The sequence below is a fragment of the Marinobacter sp. genome, assembly GCF_052094685.1.
In the GTDB taxonomy this organism is placed as follows: domain Bacteria; phylum Pseudomonadota; class Gammaproteobacteria; order Pseudomonadales; family Oleiphilaceae; genus Marinobacter.
In genome coordinates this window covers 8,372-32,693 of record NZ_JBQDKB010000010.1, presented here as the reverse complement: position 1 = coordinate 32,693, position 24,322 = coordinate 8,372, and the positions used below count along the sequence as shown (strand labels likewise).

The following is a 24,322-nucleotide window of genomic DNA, read 5'->3' as shown; positions in this document are numbered from 1 at the left end:
CCATCCCTGCTCTTATCCGCCTGATTCTAAGGGAAGCGCTTTGGCAACCCTATAACAGGGAGCGCAGGTTGGGATGAGTTGGGCGCGTGATTGTACGAAAAGGTGGCCAGCAATACAAGCCAGGTTGACACTAACGAGTGCAAAACCTAGCATTGCCGCGTCCTGCCTGTATTATCAGCACACAAGACAGCTACATCACTACGACATCAGCAAGGGATCCACAAGCCGCATGACAGCCCAGCGCATTTACGACACCGTGGCCGAAGACTTCAGCCGCGTTAATGACCTGATTATCCAGCGGCTTTCTTCAGACGTTCCCCTGGTAGAGAAAATAGCTCAGCACATTATTGAAAGTGGTGGTAAACGCCTGAGACCCTTGCTGGCTCTGCTCTCTAGCCGAGCCGCCGGCTATAGCGAAGATGAGCACCTGAAGCTGGCCGTGGTGATCGAATTCCTGCACACCGCCACCTTGCTCCACGACGATGTTGTGGATACATCAGATATGCGCCGGGGCCGGAGCACCGCAAATGCCAACTGGGGAAACGCCCCCAGTGTTCTGGTAGGTGATTTCCTCTACGCCCGCGCATTCGAGATGATGGTAGAGCTAAAAAGCCTGCCTGTGATGAGCATACTGTCTCACGCCACAGCGGTGATCGCCCAAGGCGAAGTGATGCAGCTAATGAACGTAAAGAACCCGGATCTCACCGAAGATCAGTACATGACCGTTATCCATAATAAAACGGCCATGCTGTTCGAGGCGGCCTCCCACACCGGTGCATTGCTCGCCAACGCCAACGATGCTCAGGAGGAGGCACTGAAAAATTACGGCAAACATTTGGGACTGGCCTTCCAACTGGTGGACGACGTGCTTGATTATTGCGGCGACGCAGAAACCATGGGTAAAAACGTTGGCGATGATCTGGCAGAAGGCAAAACCACCCTCCCCCTGATCTACGCCATGGCAAATAGCAACGAAGAAGATCGCCAGCTTATTCGCCAAGCCATTCGCAAAGGCGGGCTGGATGATCTGCCACAGGTTCTCAAACTTGTTGAAGCATCCGGCGCCCTGGAATACACCATGGATCGGGCCAAGGCCGAAGCGAAAAAAGCCTCAGACACCCTGAATGCCCTTGCCGCCTCCCCTCACAAAGAAGCATTAGAACTGCTGGCCCAAGTCGCCGTCGCGCGAGTCAGCTAAGACCTTCCCGCCCGTGGGGTGCCGTGAAATCCAATGACGGCCCCACTGGCACAATCTGCGTTGGGTTAACCGTGCGCTGGCTCACGAAATAGTGGCGTTTGATCTGGTCAACATTTACTGTACTGGCCACTCCAGGCACTTGGTACAACTCCCTCAAATAACCTGAGAGCGCTGGAAAATCACTGATTCGCTGACGATTGCACTTGAAGTGTCCATAATACACAGCATCAAAACGAATCAGCGTTGTAAACAACCGCCAGTCCGCTTCCGTTAACTCACCCCCCACCAAGTAGCGCTGCTGAGTCAGCCGCGCATCCAACCAGTCGAGAGAATCGAAGAGCTCAGAATACGCCTGCTCATACTGCACCTGAGCTGTCGCAAAACCTGCTTTGTATACCCCGTTGTTAACCGTGTGGTACACCTGCTCGTTCACAGCATCAATCTCTGTCCGAAGTGCTTCCGGATAGAAATCCACATCGCTGCACACGCCCTCTAAGTCATCGAACGCAGAATTAAACATTCGAATAATATCTGCAGACTCATTACTGGCGATGGTTTGTTTGTGCTTATCCCACAGCACCGGAACCGTCACCCGCCCCGAATACCCTGGAGCCGCCTTAGTATAGACCTGATGCATAAACCGAAAACCATGCAATTCATCCCTGTGCGCCTCGTCATCGAGCCGGAACTCCCAACCATTCTCCAGCATATCCGGATGCACAACCGACACTGAAACATGAGCTTCTAGCCCCTTCAGCTTCCGGAAAACCAACGTTCGATGAGCCCAAGGACAGGCCAGGGAAACATACAAATGATAACGCCCCGACTCCGCCTTGAAACCACCCTCACCTGCCGGCCCCGGCGAGCCATCAGCGGTCACCCAGTTCCGAAACCGCGCAGCTTCGCGCTCAAACTTGCCACCGGTCTTACCAGTGTCATACCACTGATCATGCCATTTGCCGTCGACGAGAAGACCCATACCTGACTCCAATGAATATACTGACTTTAAAGAGAAGAATAACGGCGACCCTGCTACCCTTCCAAACAAGCAATTCTGGCCAACAACCTCAGATAATTCGAACATGCACACAGCCATCACCATAGATGCCCTAAAAGTCCTCGACGCCATCGACCGTAAGGGCAGCTTTGCCGGCGCCGCCGGCGAACTTTTCCGGGTGCCTTCAGCCATCAGCTACACCGTGCAAAAGCTCGAAGAAGATCTTACCGTAATTCTGTTCGACCGAAGCGGTCACCGAGCTGTACTAACCCCCGCTGGCCGATACCTCCTAGAAGAAGGGCGAACTCTGCTTGATGCCGCAGAAAACCTCGCACACTCAACCCGACAAGTCGCACAGGGCTGGGAGACAAGGCTGCGCATCGGATTCAACTCACTGTTGCCCGCGGAATGCCTGTTTCCGGCCATCAAAGACTTCTGCGCCTTGGGCGTTCCGGTAGACGTCCAGATTACCGAAGAAGTTTTTGCCGGCACCTGGGATGCTCTCCAGAGCCGCAGGGTCGACCTTATTATCGGTGCCGATGACATAAGCAAACCAGCAGGAAACTTCACCAGCCAGATCCTTGGCAAAATGGCTTTTGTTTTTGCCGTCTCACCCGACCACCCACTGGCAAGTGCCGAAGAGCCTCTGAGCGAAGATGATATTTGCCGCTTTCCGGCCGCGGTTGCCGCAGACACTTCCCGCTCACTTCCTGCCGGTCACGCGGGCATCTTTCACAGACAACGCACACTGACCAGTGCCAATATCGACCACAAAATTGCCATGCAAAAGTCAGGTCTCGGCGTGGGCTGGCTACCAAGATCCCGGGTAAAAGAACTACTTGCTTCGGGCCAGCTCATTGAAAAACAGGTTCGTGAACCAAGACAGCCTGTTGCGCTCCAAGCCGCGAGACACGCCGATGATAAAGGCAAGGCTCTGATGTGGTTCTGGCAAAGATTGATCGGCGATTCGGCAATAACAGACTGGCTTGAGAACTAAAGCTTGCGAACAGGCAAGGGGTAGAATGACTTCGCAGCAGAATCCTCACAGGCAAATGAGTCAACGGGATCAACAGCCAATTCCTTTATACTGCTACGAACCTTAATAACGAGCGGAGCCCATTGATGCGGCAACTATCGGAATTGGACGCCTCTTTTCTGTACCTGGAATCTGAAAATGCGCCGATGCATATCGGTAGTATCTACCTTTTTGACGCCAGCGAACGGGAAGCGCCTCTGGCGTTCAGCACCTTTATTGCTTATCTGCAGAGCCGCCTTCATGTTGTCCCAGTTTTCCGCCAACGCCTCAAGGAGATTCCGCTGCGCCTAGGGCGACCATACTGGATTGACGACCCAAACTTCAGCATTGAACGACACCTGGCTTATGTAAGTCTCGGCGAAAATAGTCGGGAAGCGGACTTGATGACGCTCGCTTCAAAAATTCTGGAAGAGCCTCTGAAACGGAATCGCCCACTTTGGCACATAACCTTCGTGGACGGCTTTCGATTAGATGGCGAGAAAAACGGCAAAGCTGGCTTCGCACTTATCGTAAAACTACACCACGCCGCCATTGACGCCTTCAGCGGTGAGGAAATTATTGGCAAGCTGCTGGAATACACACCCAAACCGCAACCCATCAACGGGCCACGCCCCTGGCAACCGCGCCCAGAGCCATCAGAAGAAAGAGTAATGATTCAGGCAGGCGCGAATATACTGCGCACACCCTGGAAAGTTACCTCACGGACAGCCAGTGCCATGGAGGCAACGGCCAAGGGACTAATCCAGAAGCAGTTACGGAAAATACCCCTGCCATTTCCGCTGTTTTCGGCTCCAAAAAGCCCGTTTAATCGTCAAATTACCGCAAACCGCCAAATCGTGTCGGCCAAGGTTGAATTATCCCGCCTGAAGGCCATTAAAGCGTCTCTTGGAGATGTGACCCTCAATGACGTGGTGCTGGGGCTTTGCGCAGAAACGTTGCAGCGATACCTTAGCGAGCAAGGGGCAGACACAGATGAGTCGTTGATTGCCATGACACCCATTTCAGTGCGATCCAACACGCTACGCAGAAGCACCGGCAACCAGATGTCTGCCATGCTTTTGGATCTTGCCACCAAAGAGCAAAATCCAGCTCGGCGCGTTCGTAGAATTCATTGGAATGCGGTGGCTTCAGAGCCGTACCGAGAGGCCATTGCAGCAGACCGACTGACAGAGCTTTTACCCTCCACCATGCTGGCTTTGTCTGCGAGGTTGTACTCAGAATTGCAGATTGCCCAGCGGTATCAGCCAGTATTCAATCTGCCCATTACCAACGTGCCTGGCCCCCAGGTACCTTTGTACCTACAGGGTGCGAAACTGGTGCAGCAATACAACGCCGCTCCGCTGTTCGACAGCATGGGGCTGGTTATTGTAGCTGTAAGCTACCAGGGCAGCGTTACACTCAACTTTACCATCTGCCCCGACGTGGTCGCCCAAGGCGACTCATTCCGAAATCATGTCTGCGACAGCCTTAATGCCATTGAGGAAGCCACCAGCACATTAGACCCCGATGAAATGCACACGCCACTCATGGAGACCCAAAGTCAGACGCTGGCAGACCATGCCATGAGCGTAATGGAAGGCGCGCTGAAGAAGCTTATGGGCCGCTTCAAGCGCTAAGGGTTATGAAGTGCTTGCCGCTTACTCAAAGGCCCAGCGTAAAAATGCTTTTTTCTCTTCGTCAGTAGCGGTTTTCCAGACTTCCTTCAGTTGGTTCAGCGAACTCCCGCCATTGCCGGATAACGTTCCCCCATCAACAGGTTGAGCACCGGATTCATCAGACACAGGCGTCCGTGCTACCGGCGCGCTGTCGTCAGGCGACCAGCTCGACGACTGGGCCAAAGTCTGGCCACTCTCCCCCACAACCGCCGCGGAAAACGCCGGAATCATTTCCTCTGCCTGCTGGCGGGATCCTGGCTTATCAAACTCCAAACGGTATGTTTCATTAGGGGCTGCGTCAAAACGCACGACCTGAGGCTCACTTTCAATCACGTGAACTTTTGACTCACCATTTCGCACCACACCGGTTTTGGCCCAGATCGTCTTGTAAGTAAATACCACCTGATTCTCACCCGGCAGCAGCGCATAATCCAATGCCAAGTCATCCATCAAATAGTTGGTCATTGAACGCCCATTAACCTGGCTAACGTGAATAGTACCCGGCGTTTTCAGTGTCGCAGCATTCACGGCAGAAGTTGGACTCCCTTCCCAGGTATCAAGCTTAGTGACCGCTGATGAGCAACCGGCAAGAACCAGCATTAGCGCCGCTGAGAACATGGCTTGGGCTGCTCGCTGCCACCGACGGGAATGGCAAATCTCAAACCTGCTTGCACCTAAAACGTGAACAATACTCATGTTATCTCCTTTGCGGTAATGGGAAGGTCTGGACGGAAGGGAACGGCCAGTTATGATGCATTCTGAACACCACGGCCGATGAGGGCAACTGGATACGCAAAGTGCGCGCTGTGGCGCCAGGTTGTATGCGCCATCACATATTTGTTAAATAATGTTGAATTCGTCCGGAATTGTATTAATTTTAAACAAACCCTACCAATAACCCAGCGCCCGAAATACGCAAACAGAATACGGGCATCGGAGCCGGCCATGAATACCCAGGTCAGATCAGGAGAAGAGGGGCACGTTCCCTTTCGCGGCAGTCGGTTTTTCTGTGTTGGATGTGACTGGTACTTCACAACTCGGGAGGGTTTTGACAGCGGCCCCTTCGCTTCCCGGGAGAGGGCTGAGATCGGCCTAAAGCGCTTCCTGCACGTGGTAAGAATGCTCCCTGAAGGGCACCGAGTGCACTAGCACACCGGTGGACACCTAAGCGCTCAGAGAGTGCCTTCTACACAATGTAAGGCATAAGCCAGATATCAATCGCGAACAGGCACACAAGCGCCATTGCGCCTGCCACCACATCGTCCACCATTATTCCCAAGCCGCCGGGCATACGCTCATCTAACCAACTGATAGGCCATGGTTTGATCACATCGAAAAACCGGAAAAGCAAGAAGGCGAGCAACACACCGTAGATTTGATCCGGAAAGAGCCCCAGCGCAATCCACATCCCCACAAACTCGTCCCACACAATCCCGCCATGGTCGTGTACTTTAAGGTCCGTAGCGGTTTTTCCGCACAGCCAAATACCCACCACAAACGCCAATGCTACAACAAGCCAATAGGCAACGGGTGGCAACCAGGAGAATCCATACCACAGAGGAATAGCCGCCAGGCTGCCCCAGGTCCCGGGAGCCCGTGGCGCTGCGCCACTGCCAAAACCAAACGCCAAAAGATGCACGGGGTTTTTCAAAAACCCTGGCGGCAGAATGGCCTGAGGCAAATCTGGTTCTGGCCACTGATCTTCCTGGCTCATGTTTATCTCCTAAAATGGTCAAAACCCACAGCCGCTGACTCTGACATTACAGCAGTGCCGTCCAGGCGCAACCCGGGAGTTGGCTCAATCACTCCGATAACGGTGAATTGCTGCTTCAATAACTGCGGTGCGTTTTCCCAGCTTGCTTCAGGAATGGTCGCGCATAGTTCGTAATCATCCCCGGCATGTAGCGCGTACTCTGTGGCTGCACTGCCTTTCAAGCGAGTGAGCGCAGGCGATATGGGGATGCGGGTGCGCTCAATGCTTGCGCCTACAGAGGAAGCTTCAAGAATGTGATTGAGATCTGCTAGCAAACCGTCGGATACATCAATAGCAGCCGTCGCGAGGTGCCGTAGGGCCACACCCAGCTTAAGCCTTGGCTGTGGTTGATGATATTGCTCCAACACAAACTGCTCATCTGCTGTGGGGGGCTGGGCGTCCAGGTACTCTAGGGCTGCGCCTGCATCACCCAAGGCGCCTGACACCACAATCAGGTCGCCAGGCATGGCACCAGAACGACAGATGGCACTGCCCTGCTCCACCAAACCGTGAACTTGCACGCTCAATGTTAAAGGGCCACGAGTGGTGTCTCCACCGGCAAGCCCCAAACCGAACGACTCAGCCGCGTTGCCAAGCCCACGGGCAAAATCACGTAACCAGGACTCATTGACCTCGGGCAGTGTCAGTGCAAGTGTAAAACAGGAGGGGTCAGCACCCATGGCGGCCAAATCGCTAGCGGCAACTGCGAGCGCTCGCCAGGCAAGATAGTCAGGACGATAGTTGAGAGGGAAGTGCACTCCCTCAACAAGCGTATCAATAGAAAAAACCAGATCAGAACCAGAAGGCACTCTTTGAACCGCACAGTCGTCGCCCGGCCCCACAACAACGCAGTGGGAACCGTGCAAACGGGCTAACGGCATAAAATACTGCCGAATCAGCTCAAACTCACCCATCGGTTAGCGTGAACGAGTCTCGGCAAGACGCAAACGACGGCCCAACTTGTCCAGCACGCTGTTAACGAACTTGTGCCCTTCTGTGCCACCAAACCGCTTCGCCAGCTCAATACCTTCGTTGATCACCACTTTGTAGGGCACATCCAAACGGTGGCGCAGTTCATAGGCTCCCACGCGAACAATAGCCAACTCCACGGGGTCTACCTCATGCAGCGGGCGATCAAGATACGGTTCGATCAGCTTGTCCAGCTCTGTCTGCTCGCGATGGACGCCGCGCAGAACATCACGGAAATAAAGCGTATCCACCTTGGCCATGTCGTTGTCGACCATGAACTCAGCTTCAATATCCGAAATCGGGCTCTTGGTAAAGTGGCGCTGGTAAAGCCCCTGCATTGCCAGAACCCGGGCACGGCGTCGATCGCCAGCTTTTGGCTGACCTGACGGCGCCGGGCGGGATGCTGTATCTTCAGTGTCGCTCATTACTCACCCAGCTTGTTGAACAGGCTAACCATTTCCAGCGCTGTAATAGCCGCCTCGGCACCCTTATTACCGGCTTTGGTGCCGGAGCGCTCAATGGCCTGTTCGATAGAATCCACGGTCAGTACACCAAAGGTCACCGGCACGTCTGTTTCCAGACTTACCGCACCAATGCCGCTGGAGGCTTCACCCGCCACATACTCAAAGTGCGGCGTTCCGCCACGAATAACAGCACCCAGAGCAATGATGGCGTCGTAGCCACCGGTTTCTGCTACGCGCTTGACGGCCAGAGGCATTTCATAGGCCCCGGGTACGCGCACAATGGTGATATCACCGTCGGCAATGCCGTGGCGACGCAGGGTATCGATGGCACCCTCTACCAAGCTTTCCACAACAAAACCGTTAAAACGACCAACCACCAGCGCGTAGCGCCCGGTGCACTGGGTAAAATCACCTTCAATTACTTTGATATCCGCCATCGGTGGCTCCTTCACGGGCTACAGCAACAGTGCTGCAGCCAGGTTTATCATTCGGGGGTATAGGGAATGTACTCAACCACTTCCAGCTCGAACCCGGAAATGGCCGAAAATTTCACAGGCGGGCTCAACAGGCGCATTTTGCTTACGCCGATGTCCCGCAGAATCTGGGACCCAGTGCCCACGGTGAAATACACGCCGGAACTGCCCTTACCAGCTGGCTTTTGGCCCTGGTCAAAGAACTCCTGGATACGGTCTTCAAGGTCGTAGCTGTCTTCCGCACTGTTCAGCAGAACCACAACACCGCAGCCTTCCGCAGCCACTTTTTCCAGTGCGTGGTGCAATGGCCAACTGCGTGAGTCTTTGCGGCGAGCGCCCAGCAAATCCCGCAGCGTGTCAGTAATGTGGACACGCACATGCACCGGCTCATCGGCGGTAATGTCGCCATACACCATGGCCAGGTGGGTTGTGCCCTGGATAACATCCCGGTATGTACGCAGCTTGAACACGCCATATTCGGTATCAAGTTCGTTCTCTTCCACGCACTCAATGGTGCGCTCATTCATGGTGCGGTAGTGAATCAGGTCTGCAATGGTGCCAATCTTGAGATTATGTTCAACGGCAAAAAGCTCAAGATCTTCCCGGCGCGCCATAGAGCCGTCATCATTCATAACTTCACAGATCACACCCGCAGGCTCGCAACCCGCCAGCGATGCGAGATCGCAAGAGGCTTCGGTGTGGCCAGCTCGGCTAAGCACACCGCCCGGATCAGACATCAAGGGGAAAATATGCCCCGGCTGAACCAAATCCGACGCCTTGGCGTTACGGGCGACGGCTGCCTGTACGGTACGGGCGCGATCCGCCGCTGAAATCCCGGTGGTCACACCGGTAGTGGCTTCAATAGAGAGCGTAAACTTGGTACCAAAACCGGAAGCGTTTTGTTGAACCATTAACGGCAAGCCAAGTTGCTCACACCGATTACGGGTCATGGGCATACAAATGAGGCCACGTCCAAAGCGCGCCATGAAGTTGATGTCTTCGGCGGAGCAATGCTCGGCAGCCATCACCAGATCGCCTTCATTTTCACGATCTTCATCATCCATCAGGATAACCATTTTACCCTGGCGGATGTCCTCTATGATTTCTTCAACGCTGTTCAGTGCCATGCTGTTTTGCACCCTTTCAATGCACCCATTGCCACTTTAAAGAGCAGCTGCGGGACACACTGTGAATTTATACGTTTAGCGGCGAACCAGGATCAAACGCTGGTCGTCTCCTACCTGTCGCCGGTCTTGTACGATCCATTCGATCTTGTCGGCCATGGTCTCCAGCGGAAGGTGCGCTGTCGGCCGGCCAGTACTCCCCAGGAAGACTGGAGCTTGGTACAGCCAGAGTTCGTCTACCAGTTGCTCGCTGATAAATGTTCCTGCCAACGTTGGCCCGGCTTCAACCAACAACTCATTAATGCCCAGCTCGCCTAGGGAATCCAAAAGCTCTGCCACATCAATGCCGTTGTCTTTCCACGCCACGCCCTTCAGGCGGATCCCCAGCGCCGCAAGATCCTGCGCAGGAGCCGTTGCAAGCGTGGAGGACGCACAAAACACCTGCACCTTGCCGCCACGAACAATAGTGGCGGAGGGAGGTGTTCTGGCATCCCTGTCTGCGATCACACGCAACGGTTGCCGGGAGGGCTCGGTGGCATCGCCGATATCCCCAAGTTCTTCGCGACGAACGGTTAATGAAGGGTCGTCGGCGAGCACCGTTCCTACACCGGTAAGAATGGCATCACTAACAGCCCTGAGTCGCTGGACATCGCTGCGGGCTTCATCACCGGTAATCCATTGGCTTTCACCGGAAGCCATAGCGGTGCGGCCATCCAGGCTGGAAGCCAGCTTCAGCCGAACCCAAGGGCGGCCGGTGTTCATGCGTTTCATAAACCCAGGATTCAATCGTGCCGCTTCTTCTGCCAAGAGCCCTTCATTAACCCGAATGCCTGCTTCACGAAGCATATCCAGCCCCTTTCCGGAGACTGATGGGTTCGGATCTTTGGTGGCAGCAAACACACGGGATATTCCCGCATCAATTAATGCTCGCGCGCAGGGCGGTGTGCGGCCGAAATGGCTGCACGGCTCAAGCGTGACATAGGCAGTAGCACCTCGGGCAGCCGGCCCGGCTTGGCTAAGCGCACGGGTTTCCGCATGACCTTCTCCAGCCCGCTCATGCCAACCCTCACCCAAAATCTTGTCGCCACGGGCTATCACACAGCCAACCCGGGGATTGGGATGCGTTGAATAGCGACCGCGCCATGCAAGCTGAATGGCCCGGGCCATCATGGATCGCTCCCGGAGTTCGGTCATTTTTTTCCTTTAAGCGAGTGGTTGTCCGCCAGCACCTTCGCGACATCAACCGCTACCTCGCCATTCGTTGCCGAGAGCCGCTCGATTTCTTCCTTGAATTCGTTGATGTCTTGAAAACTGCGGTAAACAGACGCAAACCGCACGTAGGCAACCTTGTCGAGCTGACGAAGCTCAGTCATCACCTCTTCACCCAGTTGCATGGATTTCACCTCACGCTCACCAGTTGCACGCAAGCGATACTTGATGCGATTTAGCGCCTCATCAATTTGCTCGATACTCACCGGCCGCTTTTCCAGAGCCTTCATAATTCCTGAGCGCAGCTTTTCTTCATCAAAAGGCTGTCGAACGCCGTCTTGTTTCACCACTCTAGGCATAACCAGCTCGGCTGATTCAAAGGTGGTAAAACGCTCACGACAAGAAAGGCACTCTCTGCGGCGACGCACCTGATCGCCCTCGGCCACCAGGCGCGAGTCAATAACTTTGGTATCCGCTTCACCACAGAAAGGGCAATGCATAATCAGGAACTCCGAACAGGACGCTTAGCTATATACCGGAAAACGCGCACACAGGGCTTCAACCTGCCCGCGAACACGATCGTTAACGGCGTCGTCGTTTAAGTTATCAAGGATATCGCAGATCCATCCCGCCAGCTCACGGCATTCAACCTCTCCAAAACCACGGGTGGTAACAGCAGGCGTGCCAAGGCGCAAACCGGAGGTTACAAACGGCGAGCGCGGGTCGTTAGGCACCGCGTTCTTGTTTACGGTAATGTGCGCACGGCCCAGAGCCGCATCGGCATCTTTACCGGTGATATCCTGTTTGATCAGGCTAACCAGGAACAAGTGATTCTTGGTGCCGCCGGAAATCACATCGTAACCACGAGTCACAAACACATCAGCCATGGCTGAGGCATTCTTAACCACCTGTTTCTGATAAGTTTTAAACTCATCGCTCATAGCTTCTTTGAAGCAGATTGCCTTAGCCGCAATCACGTGCATCAACGGGCCGCCCTGGCTGCCAGGGAATACGGCGGAGTTCAGCTTCTTGTGCAGCGCTTCGTCGTCGCACGCCAAAATCAGGCCGCCACGGGGACCGCGCAGTGTTTTGTGCGTGGTGGTGGTGACTACGTGGGCGTGGGGTACTGGATCAGGGTACACGCCAGCAGCAACCAGACCGGCCACGTGGGCCATATCTACAAACAGATAGGCGCCAACCTTGTCAGCAATGGCACGGAAGCGGGCGAAATCCAACTCCTGCGAGTACGCAGAAAAACCGGCAATGATCATCTTCGGCTTGTGTTCAACCGCCAGGGCTTCCAGCTCATCGTAATCAATCAAACCGGTGTCGGTGTTGATGCCATACTGAATCGCGTTATACATTTTTCCAGAAAAGCTTACGCTCGCACCGTGGGTTAAGTGACCACCGTGTGCCAAGCTCATGCCCAGTACCGTATCGCCCGGTTTTACCAGCGCCATGAACACGGCTGCGTTAGCTTGTGAGCCGGAGTGTGGCTGTACGTTGGCATAAGCCGCACCGAACAACTCTTTGGCGCGATCGATGGCCAGTTGCTCGGCGATATCTACATACTCGCAACCACCGTAATAACGCTTGCCAGGGTAGCCTTCAGCGTACTTGTTGGTTAGATCTGTGCCCTGAGCTTCCATAACCCGTGGGCTGGTGTAGTTCTCAGATGCAATCAGCTCAATATGAGCCTCCTGACGCTTGCTTTCCGCCTGCATGGCGTTCCAGAGTTCGTCGTCAAAACCGGCGATCTTCATATCACGATTAAACATCAGTGTGCTGCCCCTGTGTGCTTGGCTGGCCCAGAAAGCTTTGAAAATCAGCCCCCAGGATCTCTAAAAATTTGGGCCGCTATTCTAGCCCATTAACGGGTTGAAAATCACCCTTTATGGGGTTCGCAGATACCGTCATACCGATATCAGCCGTTTTCCTGAAATTGCTATAGCATCCGGGTTTAGATACCTTACAAACCCAACTATCAAACCCAATTATCGCGTTCGACGAGGCGACAGCAAAAACCGCCTCCGAAACCCGACCACATTCCGTTTTTAAAGAAGGTAATATCTTTATGGCTCAGTACGTATACAGCATGGACCGCCTAGGCAAGGTGGTTCCGCCCAAGCGTGAAATCCTCAAGGATATTTCTTTGAGCTTCTTTCCAGGCGCTAAAATCGGCGTGCTCGGCCTTAACGGCTCGGGTAAATCCACACTCTTACGCATTATGGCTGGCGTGGATCAGGATTACATCGGTGAAGCCCGGCCCCAGCCAGGCATCAACGTAGGTTACCTGCCCCAGGAGCCGGAGCTGGACGACAGCAAAACTGTGAAGGAAGTGGTGGACGAGGCCGTTGCCGACGTTCACAACGCCTTGGCTGAACTGGATCAGGTTTACGCTGATTACGCTGAACCAGATGCAGACTTTGACGCCTTGGCCAAAAAACAAGGCAAACTCGAAGCGCTGATTCAGGCCACTGATGGCCACGACATAGAGCGCAAAATGGAAGTTGCAGCCGACGCCCTGCGCCTACCCGCCTGGGATCAGCCAGTGAAGAACCTTTCTGGTGGTGAGCGCCGCCGGGTAGCCCTTTGCCGCCTGCTGCTTTCTGGCCCAGACATGCTACTGCTGGACGAGCCTACCAACCATTTGGACGCAGAATCCGTGGCCTGGCTAGAGCGCTTCCTGCACGATTACAACGGCACCGTGGTTGCCATTACCCACGACCGTTACTTCCTCGACAACGTGGCAGGCTGGATTCTGGAACTGGACCGCGGCCAAGGCATCCCGTTTGAGGGCAACTACAGCCAGTGGCTGGAAAACAAAGAGCAGCGCCTGGCCACCGAAGCCAAACAGGAAGCCTCACACCAGAAAACCATCAAGCAGGAACTGGAGTGGGTGCGCAGCAACGCCAAAGGCCGCCAATCCAAGAGCAAGGCCCGCCTCGCCCGCTTCGAGGAAATGAGTTCCCAGGAGTTTCAGAAGCGCAACGAAACCAACGAGCTGTATATTCCACCCGGCCCGCGCCTGGGCGATAAAGTTATCGAAGTGGAAGGCATCAGCAAAGCGTTTGGCGAGCAATTGCTTTATGAAAACGTCTCCTTCAGCGTACCGCCGGGTGCGATCGTTGGCATCATTGGTGGTAACGGCGCGGGTAAATCCACGCTGTTCCGCATGATCGCCGGCCAAGACCAGCCTAACTCCGGCACCATCACCGTTGGCGAGACCGTGAAACTGGCTTACGTGGATCAGAGCCGTGATCTGGACGGGTCCAAAACCGTTTGGGAACTGCTCAGCGATGGCCAGGACATCATTAAGGTGGGCAACTACGAAACTCCATCGAGAGCCTATGCAGGTCGCTATAACTTCAAAGGTTCGGATCAGCAAAAACGTGTAGGCGATTTGTCTGGCGGTGAACGCAACCGCTTGCACTTGGCTGCACTGTTAAAAGAAGGCGGCAACGTGTTGCTGCTGGACGAACCAACCAACGACTTAGACGTAGAAACACTGCGCGCTCTGGAAGAAGCTCTACTGAACTTCCCCGGCTCCGCCATGGTTATCTCCCACGACCGCTGGTTCCTTGACCGTGTAGCCACTCACATCCTGGCATTTGAGGATGATGGCGAGGTGATCTACTACGAAGGCAACTTCAGCGACTACGACGAAGACCACAAGAAGCGCAAAGGGGATTCCGCCATGGTACCCAAGCGCATGAAGTACAAGAAGCTGGCGTAATGGCAAAAGCCAAAACTGCATACGTCTGCACCGAGTGCGGTGCAGACTATTCCAAATGGCAAGGGCAATGCACCGCCTGCCAAAGCTGGAATACCGTCAGCGAAGTAAGAGGCGTTAGCAGCAATACGAAAGGCGCCCGAGGCGTGCGTTTTGAAGGCTTTGCTGGCAGTTTGTCCGCGGTGCAAAGTCTGGACGACGTAAGCCTTGCTGAGCAAGAACGCATTAGCACCGGCATGCAGGAGTTTGACCGGGTTCTTGGTGGCGGTCTCGTGGAAGGTTCCGCCGTACTGATGGGGGGCCACCCAGGTGCTGGCAAGAGCACTCTGCTACTTCAAGCGGTTTGCCACTTGGCCGCCAGCGTTCCCGCGCTGTATGTAACCGGTGAGGAATCCCTGCAGCAGGTTGCCATGCGCGCCAAACGCTTGGGATTACCTACCAAAGACCTGAAAATGCTCTCCGAGACCAGTGTTGAGCGGCTCATACAGGTCGCAGAAGCGGAAAAGCCACGAATTTTGGTGGTGGACAGTATTCAGGTGATGCACGTGGCGGACACAGAATCCGCTCCCGGCTCGGTTTCCCAGGTTCGCGAAAGCGCGGCGTATCTGACCCGCTTCGCCAAGCAAACGGGCACTATTTTGTTTCTGGTGGGCCATGTCACCAAGGACGGCAGCCTCGCCGGCCCCAAGGTGCTGGAGCACATGATCGACTGCTCTATTCTACTCGAAGGCTCCAGCGACAGCCGTTACCGCACCCTGCGAGGCATCAAGAACCGCTTTGGCGCAGTGAATGAGCTGGGCGTATTCGCCATGCTGGAACAGGGCCTGAAAGAAGTGAAAAACCCCAGTGCCATCTTCCTGAACCGTGGCGAAGAAGCGGCTCCGGGCAGTGTGGTTATGGTGGTCTGGGAAGGCACCCGCCCCATGCTGGTGGAGATTCAGGCGCTGGTGGACATGGCCCAGGGCGGATACCCTCGACGCGTGGCGGTTGGTCTTGATCAGAACCGCTTAGCCATGCTTCTGGCGGTGTTGCACCGGCACGGCGGTTTGCATGTGTCGGATCAGGATGTGTTTGTGAATGTGGTGGGTGGCGTAAAGGTTAACGAGACCAGCGCTGATTTGGCGTTGCTGGCTGCCATTGTGTCGTCGTTTCGTGATCGTGCCCTGCCCCAGGATTTGGTGATTTTCGGGGAAGTCGGGCTATCGGGGGAGATTCGGCCTGTGCCTAATGGTCAGGAACGGATTAACGAGGCCGCAAAGCATGGATTTACTCGCGCTCTGGTTCCCAAAGCCAATGCACCACGTAAGACTACTGCGGGGATGAAAGTTGTTCCGGTAACCAAGCTTAGTGAGGCTATTACGGCTTTGGAGGAGCTTTAAACGCTGCCCGCGAGTTCACAATTTGCCCTCATCTAAGACACTCTCAAACCGACTAGCCAATTAGGTGCGCGAACTCCCGCTCAAGAAGCACCTGATCCCCCAGGTTTAACTCCACTAAACGCTTCAGATGCGTAGCGCTGTCCAGATCGATATATTCGCATTTAAAGCCCAGCCTGTGCGCTTCTATGTGCTTTAACTCAACAGCCATAACAATACCGGCCTGCCCTTCATCAAGGTGAATGATCACCTCACAAGGCTGGCTCAAAGGCACATCCCACCCCTTCGGTCGTTTGACCAGAACACCTTTCAGAGAAATATCCAACACCTCAGTTATCCACACACGCTCAAGGGCGTGCAACTCGCATGGGGCGTCGAAGCTTATGCGATGAAACTGTCGCTTTTCTGAGGTTTTGGTGGACAAGGGGCGGCTCCTTTTATCGTCGGCATCATCTAACATGACTATAGACCCTGAGGAGGTGCCGTTCCAGAGTAGTTCTGCTAAAGGGGAGGGATTACGAGAAGGCTCAACCCCCGCTTCCCGGCGCTAATAGGCCAGGAAACGAGGATAGCAAATCCTAACGGTGGTACTCCGGACTCAATTCAACAACAGCCTCAATGAACGCCTTGGCGTTATCAGGCTTCACTTCCGGAGTAATACCGTGCCCGAGGTTGAAGATATGACCCGGGCCTGAGCCGTAGCGACGCAGAATATCACCCACTTCCTGGCGAATCCGGGCCGGTGGCGCGTATAGCATGGTGGGGTCCATATTACCCTGTAGAGCCACACGATCGCCTACTCGAGCGCGGGCATCGCCAATGTCTGTGGTCCAGTCCAAACCAACGGCATCTGCACCCGTATCAGCGATAGACTCCAGCCACTGACCGCCGTTTTTGGTGAACAGAATCACCGGTACACGGCGCCCGTCGTTCTCACGGATCAGGTTATCTACAATCTTGCGCATGTAGCGCAGTGAAAACTCTTCATACGCCCAACTGCTCAGCACTCCGCCCCAGGTATCAAAAATCTGAACCGCCTGGGCACCTGCTTTAATTTGCCCGTTGAGATAATCAATGATCGCATCCGCAAGGTGGTCCAACAACTGATGCATAACCTCGGGCTCGCTGTACATCAACTTTTTGGCTTCGCGGAAGTCTTTGGAGCCGCTGCCTTCAACCATATAGGTTGCCAACGTCCAGGGGCTGCCAGAGAAACCAATCAGGGGCACGCTACCGTTGAGTGCACCACGGATGGTGGAAACCGCGTTCATCACATAATCGAGATCAACTTCTGCCTTAATCTTCGGCAGTGCATCCACATCCGCCTTGGAGCGAATGGTGTGCTTAAACTTGGGGCCTTCACCGGTTTCAAAATAAAGCCCAAGACCCAGCGCATCTGGAATAGTTAAAATATCCGAGAACAGAATTGCGGCATCCAGCGGAAAACGCTCGAGGGGCTGAAGGGTTACCTCACACGCCAGTGGTGTGTTTTTACACAAGCTAAGAAAGTCGCCGGCCTTTTCACGGGTAGCGCGATACTCAGGCAGATAACGGCCGGCCTGGCGCATCATCCATACCGGGGTACGATCAACAGGCTGGCGCATAAGGGCGCGCAGGAGGCGGTCATTCTTCAGCTCGGTCATAGGGCTTCCAGTCTCGTCTCTTTCAGATGGTCTTCAATGAATGGGAGCAATGATACCCCGTTTGCCACAATAAAAAAGGCCGGCTTACCCCTAGTAAACCGGCCCGCTGCCCGGAATGAATAGGTTTGTCAGATATCTAGATAATCCAGGATACCTTCGGCCGCCTGACGACCTTCCCAAATTGCGGTTACCACAAGATCCGAGCCACGCACCATATCACCGCCCGCAAAGATCTTGGGATTGCTGGTCTGGAAACCGTATTCCGATGACTCCGGGGCTGTCACTCGACCAGAATCGTCGGTGGTGATCGCAAGTTCTTCAAACCACTCGGCCGGGCTCGGGCGAAAGCCGAAGGCAACCAGCACAGCATCTGCAGGTATCACTTCCTCGCTGCCTGGAATTACCTCGGGGCGACGACGGCCGTTCTCATCCGGCTCACCAAGCTCGGTCGAGACCACCTTTATCCCTTCAACCTGGCTTTCACCAACAATCGCGATAGGCTGGCGATTGAAGAGGAATGTCACCCCCTCCTCCTTTGCGTTCGACACCTCACGGCGGGAGCCGGGCATATTGGCCTCGTCGCGGCGATAAGCGCAGGTCACGCTCTGGGCCTGCTGGCGAATTGAAGTACGGTTGCAGTCCATAGCGGTATCACCGCCACCCAGCACCACTACACGCTTACCTTTCAGATCAATGAAATCAGACGCGTCTTTTTCAAAGCCAAGCCGGCGGTTTACGTTAGACACCAGGAACGGCAGGGCATCGTGAACACCTGGCAGGTCTTCACCCGGAAAACCGCCCTTCATATAGGTGTAAGTGCCCATGCCCATGAACACGGCATCGTATTCGTCGAGCATGTCCTGTAGCTGAACGTCCTTACCTACTTCGGTGGACAGGCGAAACTCGACGCCCATTTCCTCGAAAACTTCCCGCCGCCGGGTCATCACGGACTTTTCCAGCTTGAATTCAGGAATGCCGAAGGTAAGCAAGCCGCCAATTTCCGGATAAATATCAAACACCACCGGCTTCACGCCGTTGCGCACTAGCACATCGGCGCAACCAAGGCCCGCCGGGCCGGCGCCGATCACCGCTACTTTCTTATCTGTCCATTTAACCTGCGACACATCCGGTTTCCAGCCCAAGGCGAAAGCCGTATCAGTGATGTACTTCTCCACAGAGCCAATGGTAACCGCCCCGAAGCCATCGTTTAGGGTGCAGGCGCCCTCGCATAAACGATCCTGCGGGCAAACTCGGCCACACACTTCAGGCAGCGAGTTGGTCTGGTGGCACAACTCGACGGCTTTCATTATGTTGCCTTCAGCAACCAGCTTCAGCCAGTTGGGGATGTAGTTGTGTACCGGGCATTTCCATTCACAATAGGGGTTGCCACACTCCAGACAGCGGTGGGACTGGGACGCGGCGTTATCGGCGGTATATGGGTGATAGATTTCTCCAAACTCTTTCTTACGCTTCTTCGCGGGAACCTTCTTCGGATCTACCCGCCCTACTTCCACAAACTGAAAATCGTTACTAAGTCGTTCTTTCATGTTGACGCTCTCATCATCTCAATTTCGACAAGGGCTGCGTCTACCGGCAACCCTGAACCCTCGCAAGTAATCAAACTCAACGCACTGAGCTTATTCAGGGCGCGCACGAGTACTTGCCAATAGACTGCCCAAGCTCGCAGCTTTGGGTTTTACCAGCCAAAATCGACCAATATAGTCGTCGAAATCTTCAAGGATACGCTCAGCCCAGGCGCTGCTGGTTTCCGAGATATGCTCTCGAATCACACTGCGCAGATGGTTGCGGTACGCTTCCATTTCTTCTCGGGAAATACGCTGAATCTCCACCAATTCGTGGTTGTATTTATCAACAAACGTGTTGTCCATATCCAGCACATAGGCAAACCCACCGGTCATACCGGCACCAAAGTTGGCTCCGGTGGCCCCAAGCACCGTTACCAGCCCGCCAGTCATATACTCACAGCAGTGATCGCCCGCGCCCTCAACCACAGAGTGGGCGCCAGAGTTGCGAACAGCGAAGCGTTCGCCCGCAGTGCCCGCCGCAAATAGTTTGCCGCCAGTGGCGCCGTACAGACAGGTGTTGCCAACAATTGCCGTTTCCTGGGTGTTAAAAGCACTGCCACGGGGCGGCTTAACCACGAGCTTGCCGCCGGTCATGCCTTTACCCACATAATCGTTGGCGTCACCCTCAAGAATCAGGTTAAGCCCACCAACGTTCCACACGCCAAAGCTCTGGCCGGCAGTGCCCACAAGATCCAATGTGATAGGTGCATCTGCCATGCCTTGGTTTCCGTGCTTCGCAGCAATTTCGCCAGAAAGGCGGGCACCAATTGAGCGATCGCAATTAGTCACCCGGTAATTCCAGGCGCCCCCAGTCTTGCCCTCGATGGCAGGCGAGATCACCGTGAGCATGTCTTCCGCCAGCCTGCCCTGGTCGAACGGCAGGTTACGTTCAACCTGGCAGGTTTGAGGCTTGTCCGCAGGAATATGATCGTTGGATAGCAGCCGCGTCAGATCCAGCTTTTTCTGTCGTTCTGTATCGCCTGGCAGGCGCACAAGAAGATCAACACGCCCGACAAGCTCTTCCAGGGTGCGAACGCCCAACACGGCCATCCACTCTCGGGTTTCCTCCGCCACAAAGCGGAAAAAATTCATGGCCTTTACTGCCGTGCCTGTGAAGTATTCTTCACGGAGGTGCTCGTTTTGAGTCGCCACACCCGTCGCACAGTTGTTCAGATGGCAGATACGCAAGAACTTGCAGCCCAGCGATACCATCGGTGTGGTACCAAAACCAAAGCTCTCCGCGCCCAAAATGGCGGCTTTCACAACATCCAATCCGGTTTTGATGCCGCCATCGGTTTGCAGGCGTATCTTTCCACGTAAGTCATTGGCACGTAACGCCTGTTGGGTTTCGGTTAGCCCGAGCTCCCACGGCGAACCCGCATAGCGAATAGATGCCAACGGGCTTGCCGCCGTGCCCCCATCGTAGCCAGAGATGGTAATCAAATCCGCATACGCCTTTGCGACACCCGCCGCAATCGTGCCGACGCCGGGCTCAGAGACCAGCTTTACCGATACCAGAGCTTTCGGGTTGACCTGTTTGAGATCAAAAATCAGCTGGGCCAGATCTTCAATGGAGTAGATATCGTGGTGCGGCGGCGGAGAAATCAGGGTGACGCCAGGCACCGAGTAACGCAGGCGTGCAATCAGGGTATTCACCTTGCTGCCTGGCAACTGACCGCCCTCGCCGGGCTTGGCACCCTGAGCCACCTTGATTTGCATCACATCGGCACTGCGCAGATATTCCGCCGTGACACCAAAGCGACCGGATGCTACCTGCTTGATTTTGGACCGCTTTACGGTGCCATGGCGGGCTGGGTCTTCACCGCCCTCACCTGAGTTGGAACGCCCCCCCAGCGTGTTCATGGCAACGGCAAGTGCCTCGTGAGCCTCCGGTGATAGAGCCCCCAACGACATGGCAGCAGAGTCGAACCGAGGAAAAATCTGCTCCACCGGCTCAACCTCAGAAACATCAATTGCGCTGATACCGTCGCGAAAGCCGAACAAATCCCTCAGCGTGGCTACCGGGCGCTCGTTCACTAAAGCCGCGTACTCTTTGTAATGACCGTAATCCCCTGAGGTCACCGCATCTTGCAACTTGCCTACCACATCGGGATTAAACGCGTGGTATTCCTGCCCGTGCATATATTTCAGCAAACCGCCCAGAGCAATGGGTTTACGCGGCTTCCAGGCAACAGCCGCCAGCTGTTCCTGATCCTGCTGAAAGTCCACAAACCCGGCGCCCTGAACGCGACAGGGCACGCCCTTGAAGCACAGATTGGCAACGTCGTCCGCAAGGCCAATCGCTTCGAATAGCTGGGCCCCGCGGTAAGAAGTGATGGTGGAGATACCCATCTTGGATAGAATCTTCAGCAGCCCCTTATTGATGCCTTTGCGGTAATTATTCTTCGCCTCGATGGGATTCATCGACAATTCGCCGGTACGAATTAAATCGTTCAACACCTGATAGGCCAAATACGGGTAGACCGCCGTGGCCCCGAAGCCGAACAGCACCGCAAAATGATGGGGATCCCTGGCCCAGCCTGTCTCGACGATGATATTGGAATCACACCGCAAACGTTTTTCTGATAGGTGATGGTGAACCGCTCCGGTTGCCATCAAAGAACTCACGGGCAGTTCGCCCTGTTTTAAATCCTTATCTGAGAGGACTAGCAATACTTTGCCGCTGCGAACCGCTTGTTCAGCCTCATCGCAAACACGACGAATGGCCTGTTCAAGCCCCTCCTCCGGAAGGTAACCCATGGAAACCCTGGCAACCGAAAAACCCGGGCGCTCGTTGTTAGCAATCCGGAGAAATTTGGCCGGCGACAGTACCGGCGTGGTCAGGATAATCCTGTCTGCGTGCTCGGCAGTTTCCTCAAAAACGTTGCGCTCTGCGCCCAAGCATGTTTCCAGCGACATCACGATCGCTTCGCGCAGAGGATCAATTGCCGGGTTGGTTACTTGGGCAAATTTCTGGCGAAAATAATCCGCAACATGGCGCACTTTGCTGGACAACACCGCCATGGGCGTGTCGTCCCCCATGGAGCCAACAGCCTCTTGGCCATCTTCTGCCAGCGGGCGCAAAATCTGATCACGCTCTTCGTAGGACACCAGGAACATCTTCTGGTGCACCAAAAGCTCATCTGCATCCATCAGCCGGAAATCGGGCGTTTCCTGGTTCAGGGTTGTTTCCACTCGCAGCGCGTTTTCACGCAGCCAGCGCTTGTAGGGTTTTGAGGTTTTAAGCCGTTGATCGATATCCCGAGTGTGCAACACCTCACCCGTTTCGGTATCAATAGCCAGCATCTGCCCGGGCCCAACACGGCCTTTCGCGACCACATCTGCTGACTGATAACTGTATGTGCCAATTTCCGACGCCAGGGTAATAAAATCATCTTTGGTAACCACCCAGCGAGCGGGTCTCAGGCCATTGCGGTCCAGCATGCAAACAGCGTAACGACCATCTGACATAACCAATCCTGCAGGGCCATCCCAGGGCTCCATGTGCATGGAGTTATATTCGTAGAATGCCCGGAGGTCAGAGTCCATGGTGTCGACATTCTGCCAAGCCGGTGGGATCATCATTCGCGCAGCGCGAAACAAATCCACACCCCCTGCCAGCAGGATTTCCAGCATGTTATCCATACTGGAAGAGTCGGAACCCGCCAGGTTAACCAACGGCTGCAACGTTTGCAGATCCGGCAGGTTCGGGGAGCTGAATTTGGCCGCCCGTGCTATGGCCCAGTTACGGTTGCCGTCAATGGTGTTTATTTCGCCGTTATGAGCCAAATAACGAAACGGCTGAGCCAACGGCCAGCGTGGCATAGTGTTGGTGGAGAAGCGTTGATGGAATACGCAGATGGCAGTTGCGAAATTCGGGTCGCCCAAATCCTTATAAAAGTTTGCCAGATCCGCCGGCATCATCAAGCCTTTATAGGCGAGCGTGCGATGGGAAAGGCTGCAAATATAAAACTCAGGATCATCCGCCATATCCCGCTCGGCATGGCGGCGCCCAATAAACAGGCTGATAGCAAACTCTTGCTCGGTCTTGGTGGCGGGCGTTACGAACACCTGCTCTATAAGCGGCACACTGTCTAAAGCTATAGGCCCTAGGCAGCTGTCATCAACCGGCACTGCACGCCAACCCATAACGTCGAGGCCCTGCTCAGCCAGTCGGTTTTCAAGCGCGGCCCGCCCGTGAGCAGCGTTGCTTGGGTCCGGGTTGAGGAACACTTGGCCGACAGCAAACAACTCACCAGGCTCTTGGCCAAACGCGGCTTTTGCCGCTTTTTTCAGGAAGGCGTCAGGGCTTTGAACCAGCAGACCGCAACCGTCACCGGTTTTCCCATCTGCAGCAATGCCGCCACGGTGAGTCATGCAGGTGAGCGACTCGATAGCAGTCTTTAGCAACTTGTGGCTGACCTCGCCCTTCATGTGGGCGATTAATCCAAATCCGCAATTGTCTTTGAATTCGTCGGGATGATACAGACCTGATTTCATAAGCGCCCTCTTGCATATAAATGCATTTTTACCAACAGCCTACGCACCAAAACAGTGCGAAAAACCAACCGGCATTAAAAAAATGGGCGAATGACTATACACACGTATAAATACGCACTCAATTAGATTTGACAATAATTTTTGGGGAGGGTTCCACGGAAGAAAACCCTGCTCGATACGAAACAGGGAGTTACCACGCATTTACTGTTTTTCTATCTGATCACAAGGCTTCTGTTGTACGCACCCAGGGCGTGCGCGAAACCAGTGCATCAGGAAGGCGGGACGCTGCTTTTTGGGCTTCTTCCTTAGAGGAATAGTCCCCATAAAACACCATAAACCAGGGTTCGCCCTTACGCGTTCCCATGGTGTAAACCATTTCACCCAATGACGGGTAGCCGGAAATAACGTTCAGCGCTGTCTGCTCCAGGTTTCCGGCTACCAACTGAATCGTCCAGCCTTGGCTGCGGCTGCGTAACTGCTCAACGCCCACGTACTTGCTGGCATTTTTTGGAATGAAGCTCGGCTCAGGCTCAGGCTCAGGCTCAGGCTCAGGCTCAGGCTCAGGCTCAGGCTCAGGCTCAGGCTCAGGCTCAGGCTCAGGCTCAG

General features: G+C 54.7%; 21 protein-coding genes. 6 read left to right on the top strand and 15 right to left on the bottom strand.

Features of this window, described 5'->3' with window-relative positions:
* Positions 1-229: 229 nt before the first annotated feature.
* Complete coding sequence (ispB, locus tag ACTH3S_RS03730; RefSeq protein WP_441807680.1) at positions 230-1,198, top strand: octaprenyl diphosphate synthase; 969 nt, start codon at positions 230-232, stop codon at positions 1,196-1,198.
* Here the strand turns inward: ispB and ACTH3S_RS03725 are convergent.
* Positions 1,191-2,177, bottom strand: a complete 987-nt coding sequence (locus ACTH3S_RS03725) for a glutathione S-transferase family protein (protein WP_441807679.1) — start codon at positions 2,175-2,177, stop codon at positions 1,191-1,193. The two genes, ispB and ACTH3S_RS03725, sit on opposite strands and share 8 nt — an antisense overlap.
* A 103-nt stretch (positions 2,178-2,280) precedes the next feature.
* Here ACTH3S_RS03725 and ACTH3S_RS03720 point away from each other — a divergent pair, with 103 nt between their 5' ends.
* A complete protein-coding gene (locus ACTH3S_RS03720) occupies positions 2,281-3,192 on the top strand; it encodes a LysR substrate-binding domain-containing protein (RefSeq protein WP_441807678.1) in 912 nt (303 codons plus the stop codon).
* Positions 3,193-3,317: 125 nt separating this feature from the next.
* Positions 3,318-4,847: a WS/DGAT/MGAT family O-acyltransferase gene (locus ACTH3S_RS03715; RefSeq protein WP_441807677.1), complete on the top strand. Its 1,530-nt coding sequence runs from the start codon at positions 3,318-3,320 to the stop codon at positions 4,845-4,847.
* A 21-nt stretch (positions 4,848-4,868) separates the two neighbouring features.
* Here ACTH3S_RS03715 and ACTH3S_RS03710 read toward each other — a convergent pair whose 3' ends face one another.
* Entirely contained in the window at positions 4,869-5,582 is a 714-nt protein-coding gene (locus ACTH3S_RS03710) for a DUF2057 family protein (RefSeq protein ID WP_441807676.1), read from the bottom strand.
* Positions 5,583-5,660: 78 nt separating this feature from the next.
* On the opposite strand from ACTH3S_RS03710, the gene ACTH3S_RS03705 reads away from it, so the two are divergent.
* The gene (locus ACTH3S_RS03705) at positions 5,661-6,035 is read left to right on the top strand and encodes a DUF6316 family protein (protein WP_441807675.1); all 375 of its coding nucleotides are present in this window, start codon (positions 5,661-5,663) and stop codon (positions 6,033-6,035) included.
* Positions 6,036-6,072: 37 nt separating this feature from the next.
* On the opposite strand, the gene ACTH3S_RS03700 is transcribed toward ACTH3S_RS03705, so the two are convergent.
* The 8 genes from ACTH3S_RS03700 to glyA all read right to left on the bottom strand — a co-directional run bounded on the left by ACTH3S_RS03700 (position 6,073) and on the right by glyA (position 12,656).
* Positions 6,073-6,600, bottom strand: a complete 528-nt coding sequence (locus ACTH3S_RS03700; RefSeq protein ID WP_441807674.1) for a phosphatidylglycerophosphatase A family protein — start codon at positions 6,598-6,600, stop codon at positions 6,073-6,075.
* A gap of 2 nt (positions 6,601-6,602) precedes the next feature.
* Complete coding sequence (gene thiL, locus ACTH3S_RS03695) at positions 6,603-7,553, bottom strand: thiamine-phosphate kinase (protein ID WP_441807673.1); 951 nt, start codon at positions 7,551-7,553, stop codon at positions 6,603-6,605.
* A gap of 3 nt (positions 7,554-7,556) precedes the next feature.
* A complete protein-coding gene (gene nusB, locus ACTH3S_RS03690; protein WP_441807672.1) occupies positions 7,557-8,033 on the bottom strand; it encodes a transcription antitermination factor NusB in 477 nt (158 codons plus the stop codon).
* On the bottom strand, positions 8,033-8,509 hold the full coding sequence (gene ribH, locus ACTH3S_RS03685; RefSeq protein WP_441807671.1) for a 6,7-dimethyl-8-ribityllumazine synthase: 477 nt from the start codon (positions 8,507-8,509) through the stop codon (positions 8,033-8,035). The genes nusB and ribH overlap by 1 nt, the downstream gene beginning before the upstream one ends.
* A gap of 47 nt (positions 8,510-8,556) precedes the next feature.
* Complete coding sequence (gene ribBA, locus ACTH3S_RS03680) at positions 8,557-9,672, bottom strand: bifunctional 3,4-dihydroxy-2-butanone-4-phosphate synthase/GTP cyclohydrolase II (protein WP_441807670.1); 1,116 nt, start codon at positions 9,670-9,672, stop codon at positions 8,557-8,559.
* 75 nt (positions 9,673-9,747) lie between these two features.
* On the bottom strand, positions 9,748-10,863 hold the full coding sequence (ribD, locus tag ACTH3S_RS03675; protein ID WP_441807669.1) for a bifunctional diaminohydroxyphosphoribosylaminopyrimidine deaminase/5-amino-6-(5-phosphoribosylamino)uracil reductase RibD: 1,116 nt from the start codon (positions 10,861-10,863) through the stop codon (positions 9,748-9,750).
* The gene (gene nrdR / locus ACTH3S_RS03670; RefSeq protein WP_441807668.1) at positions 10,860-11,378 is read right to left on the bottom strand and encodes a transcriptional regulator NrdR; all 519 of its coding nucleotides are present in this window, start codon (positions 11,376-11,378) and stop codon (positions 10,860-10,862) included. The genes ribD and nrdR overlap by 4 nt, the downstream gene beginning before the upstream one ends.
* 24 nt (positions 11,379-11,402) lie before the next feature.
* Positions 11,403-12,656 carry a serine hydroxymethyltransferase gene (gene glyA / locus ACTH3S_RS03665; protein ID WP_441807667.1) on the bottom strand — a complete coding sequence of 418 codons (1,254 nt, stop codon included), beginning with the start codon at positions 12,654-12,656 and terminating at the stop codon, positions 11,403-11,405.
* 296 nt (positions 12,657-12,952) lie between these two features.
* On the opposite strand from glyA, the gene ettA reads away from it, so the two are divergent.
* Both ettA and radA read left to right on the top strand, forming a co-directional pair.
* A complete protein-coding gene (gene ettA / locus ACTH3S_RS03660; protein WP_441807666.1) occupies positions 12,953-14,614 on the top strand; it encodes an energy-dependent translational throttle protein EttA in 1,662 nt (553 codons plus the stop codon).
* Positions 14,614-15,990 (top strand): DNA repair protein RadA, encoded by a 1,377-nt coding sequence (gene radA / locus ACTH3S_RS03655; protein ID WP_441807665.1) that lies wholly within the window; start codon positions 14,614-14,616, stop codon positions 15,988-15,990. The genes ettA and radA overlap by 1 nt, the downstream gene beginning before the upstream one ends.
* A 52-nt stretch (positions 15,991-16,042) precedes the next feature.
* Here radA and ACTH3S_RS03650 read toward each other — a convergent pair whose 3' ends face one another.
* From ACTH3S_RS03650 to ACTH3S_RS03630, 5 genes are all read right to left on the bottom strand, one after another.
* Positions 16,043-16,411 carry a PilZ domain-containing protein gene (locus tag ACTH3S_RS03650; RefSeq protein ID WP_441807664.1) on the bottom strand — a complete coding sequence of 123 codons (369 nt, stop codon included), beginning with the start codon at positions 16,409-16,411 and terminating at the stop codon, positions 16,043-16,045.
* Between the two features lie 154 nt (positions 16,412-16,565).
* The gene (hemE, locus tag ACTH3S_RS03645) at positions 16,566-17,630 is read right to left on the bottom strand and encodes a uroporphyrinogen decarboxylase (RefSeq protein WP_441807663.1); all 1,065 of its coding nucleotides are present in this window, start codon (positions 17,628-17,630) and stop codon (positions 16,566-16,568) included.
* Positions 17,631-17,758: 128 nt separating this feature from the next.
* The gene (locus tag ACTH3S_RS03640; protein ID WP_441807662.1) at positions 17,759-19,177 is read right to left on the bottom strand and encodes an FAD-dependent oxidoreductase; all 1,419 of its coding nucleotides are present in this window, start codon (positions 19,175-19,177) and stop codon (positions 17,759-17,761) included.
* Positions 19,178-19,267: 90 nt separating this feature from the next.
* Positions 19,268-23,716: a glutamate synthase large subunit gene (gltB, locus tag ACTH3S_RS03635; RefSeq protein ID WP_441807661.1), complete on the bottom strand. Its 4,449-nt coding sequence runs from the start codon at positions 23,714-23,716 to the stop codon at positions 19,268-19,270.
* A gap of 220 nt (positions 23,717-23,936) precedes the next feature.
* Positions 23,937-24,322 (bottom strand): SPOR domain-containing protein (locus tag ACTH3S_RS03630; protein ID WP_441807660.1); only part of this gene is annotated, 386 nt, incomplete at its 5' end.

Bases quoted from the DNA above. Each gene is read 5' to 3' on its own strand.
- ettA (WP_441807666.1), top strand. From the start codon at position 12,953: ATGGCTCAGTACGTATACAGCATGGACCGCCTAGGCAAGGTGGTTCCG.
- nusB (WP_441807672.1), bottom strand. From the start codon at position 8,033: ATGAGCGACACTGAAGATACAGCATCCCGCCCGGCGCCGTCAGGTCAG.
- ribBA (WP_441807670.1), bottom strand. From the start codon at position 9,672: ATGGCACTGAACAGCGTTGAAGAAATCATAGAGGACATCCGCCAGGGT.
- hemE (WP_441807663.1), bottom strand. From the start codon at position 17,630: ATGACCGAGCTGAAGAATGACCGCCTCCTGCGCGCCCTTATGCGCCAG.
- ACTH3S_RS03710 (WP_441807676.1), bottom strand. From the start codon at position 5,582: ATGAGTATTGTTCACGTTTTAGGTGCAAGCAGGTTTGAGATTTGCCAT.
- glyA (WP_441807667.1), bottom strand. From the start codon at position 12,656: ATGTTTAATCGTGATATGAAGATCGCCGGTTTTGACGACGAACTCTGG.
- ACTH3S_RS03720 (WP_441807678.1), top strand. From the start codon at position 2,281: ATGCACACAGCCATCACCATAGATGCCCTAAAAGTCCTCGACGCCATC.
- nrdR (WP_441807668.1), bottom strand. From the start codon at position 11,378: ATGCATTGCCCTTTCTGTGGTGAAGCGGATACCAAAGTTATTGACTCG.
- radA (WP_441807665.1), top strand. From the start codon at position 14,614: ATGGCAAAAGCCAAAACTGCATACGTCTGCACCGAGTGCGGTGCAGAC.
- ribH (WP_441807671.1), bottom strand. From the start codon at position 8,509: ATGGCGGATATCAAAGTAATTGAAGGTGATTTTACCCAGTGCACCGGG.
- ACTH3S_RS03700 (WP_441807674.1), bottom strand. From the start codon at position 6,600: ATGAGCCAGGAAGATCAGTGGCCAGAACCAGATTTGCCTCAGGCCATT.
- ribD (WP_441807669.1), bottom strand. From the start codon at position 10,863: ATGACCGAACTCCGGGAGCGATCCATGATGGCCCGGGCCATTCAGCTT.
- thiL (WP_441807673.1), bottom strand. From the start codon at position 7,553: ATGGGTGAGTTTGAGCTGATTCGGCAGTATTTTATGCCGTTAGCCCGT.
- ispB (WP_441807680.1), top strand. From the start codon at position 230: ATGACAGCCCAGCGCATTTACGACACCGTGGCCGAAGACTTCAGCCGC.
- ACTH3S_RS03725 (WP_441807679.1), bottom strand. From the start codon at position 2,177: ATGGGTCTTCTCGTCGACGGCAAATGGCATGATCAGTGGTATGACACT.
- ACTH3S_RS03715 (WP_441807677.1), top strand. From the start codon at position 3,318: ATGCGGCAACTATCGGAATTGGACGCCTCTTTTCTGTACCTGGAATCT.
- ACTH3S_RS03640 (WP_441807662.1), bottom strand. From the start codon at position 19,177: ATGAAAGAACGACTTAGTAACGATTTTCAGTTTGTGGAAGTAGGGCGG.
- ACTH3S_RS03705 (WP_441807675.1), top strand. From the start codon at position 5,661: ATGAGGGCAACTGGATACGCAAAGTGCGCGCTGTGGCGCCAGGTTGTA.
- gltB (WP_441807661.1), bottom strand. From the start codon at position 23,716: ATGAAATCAGGTCTGTATCATCCCGACGAATTCAAAGACAATTGCGGA.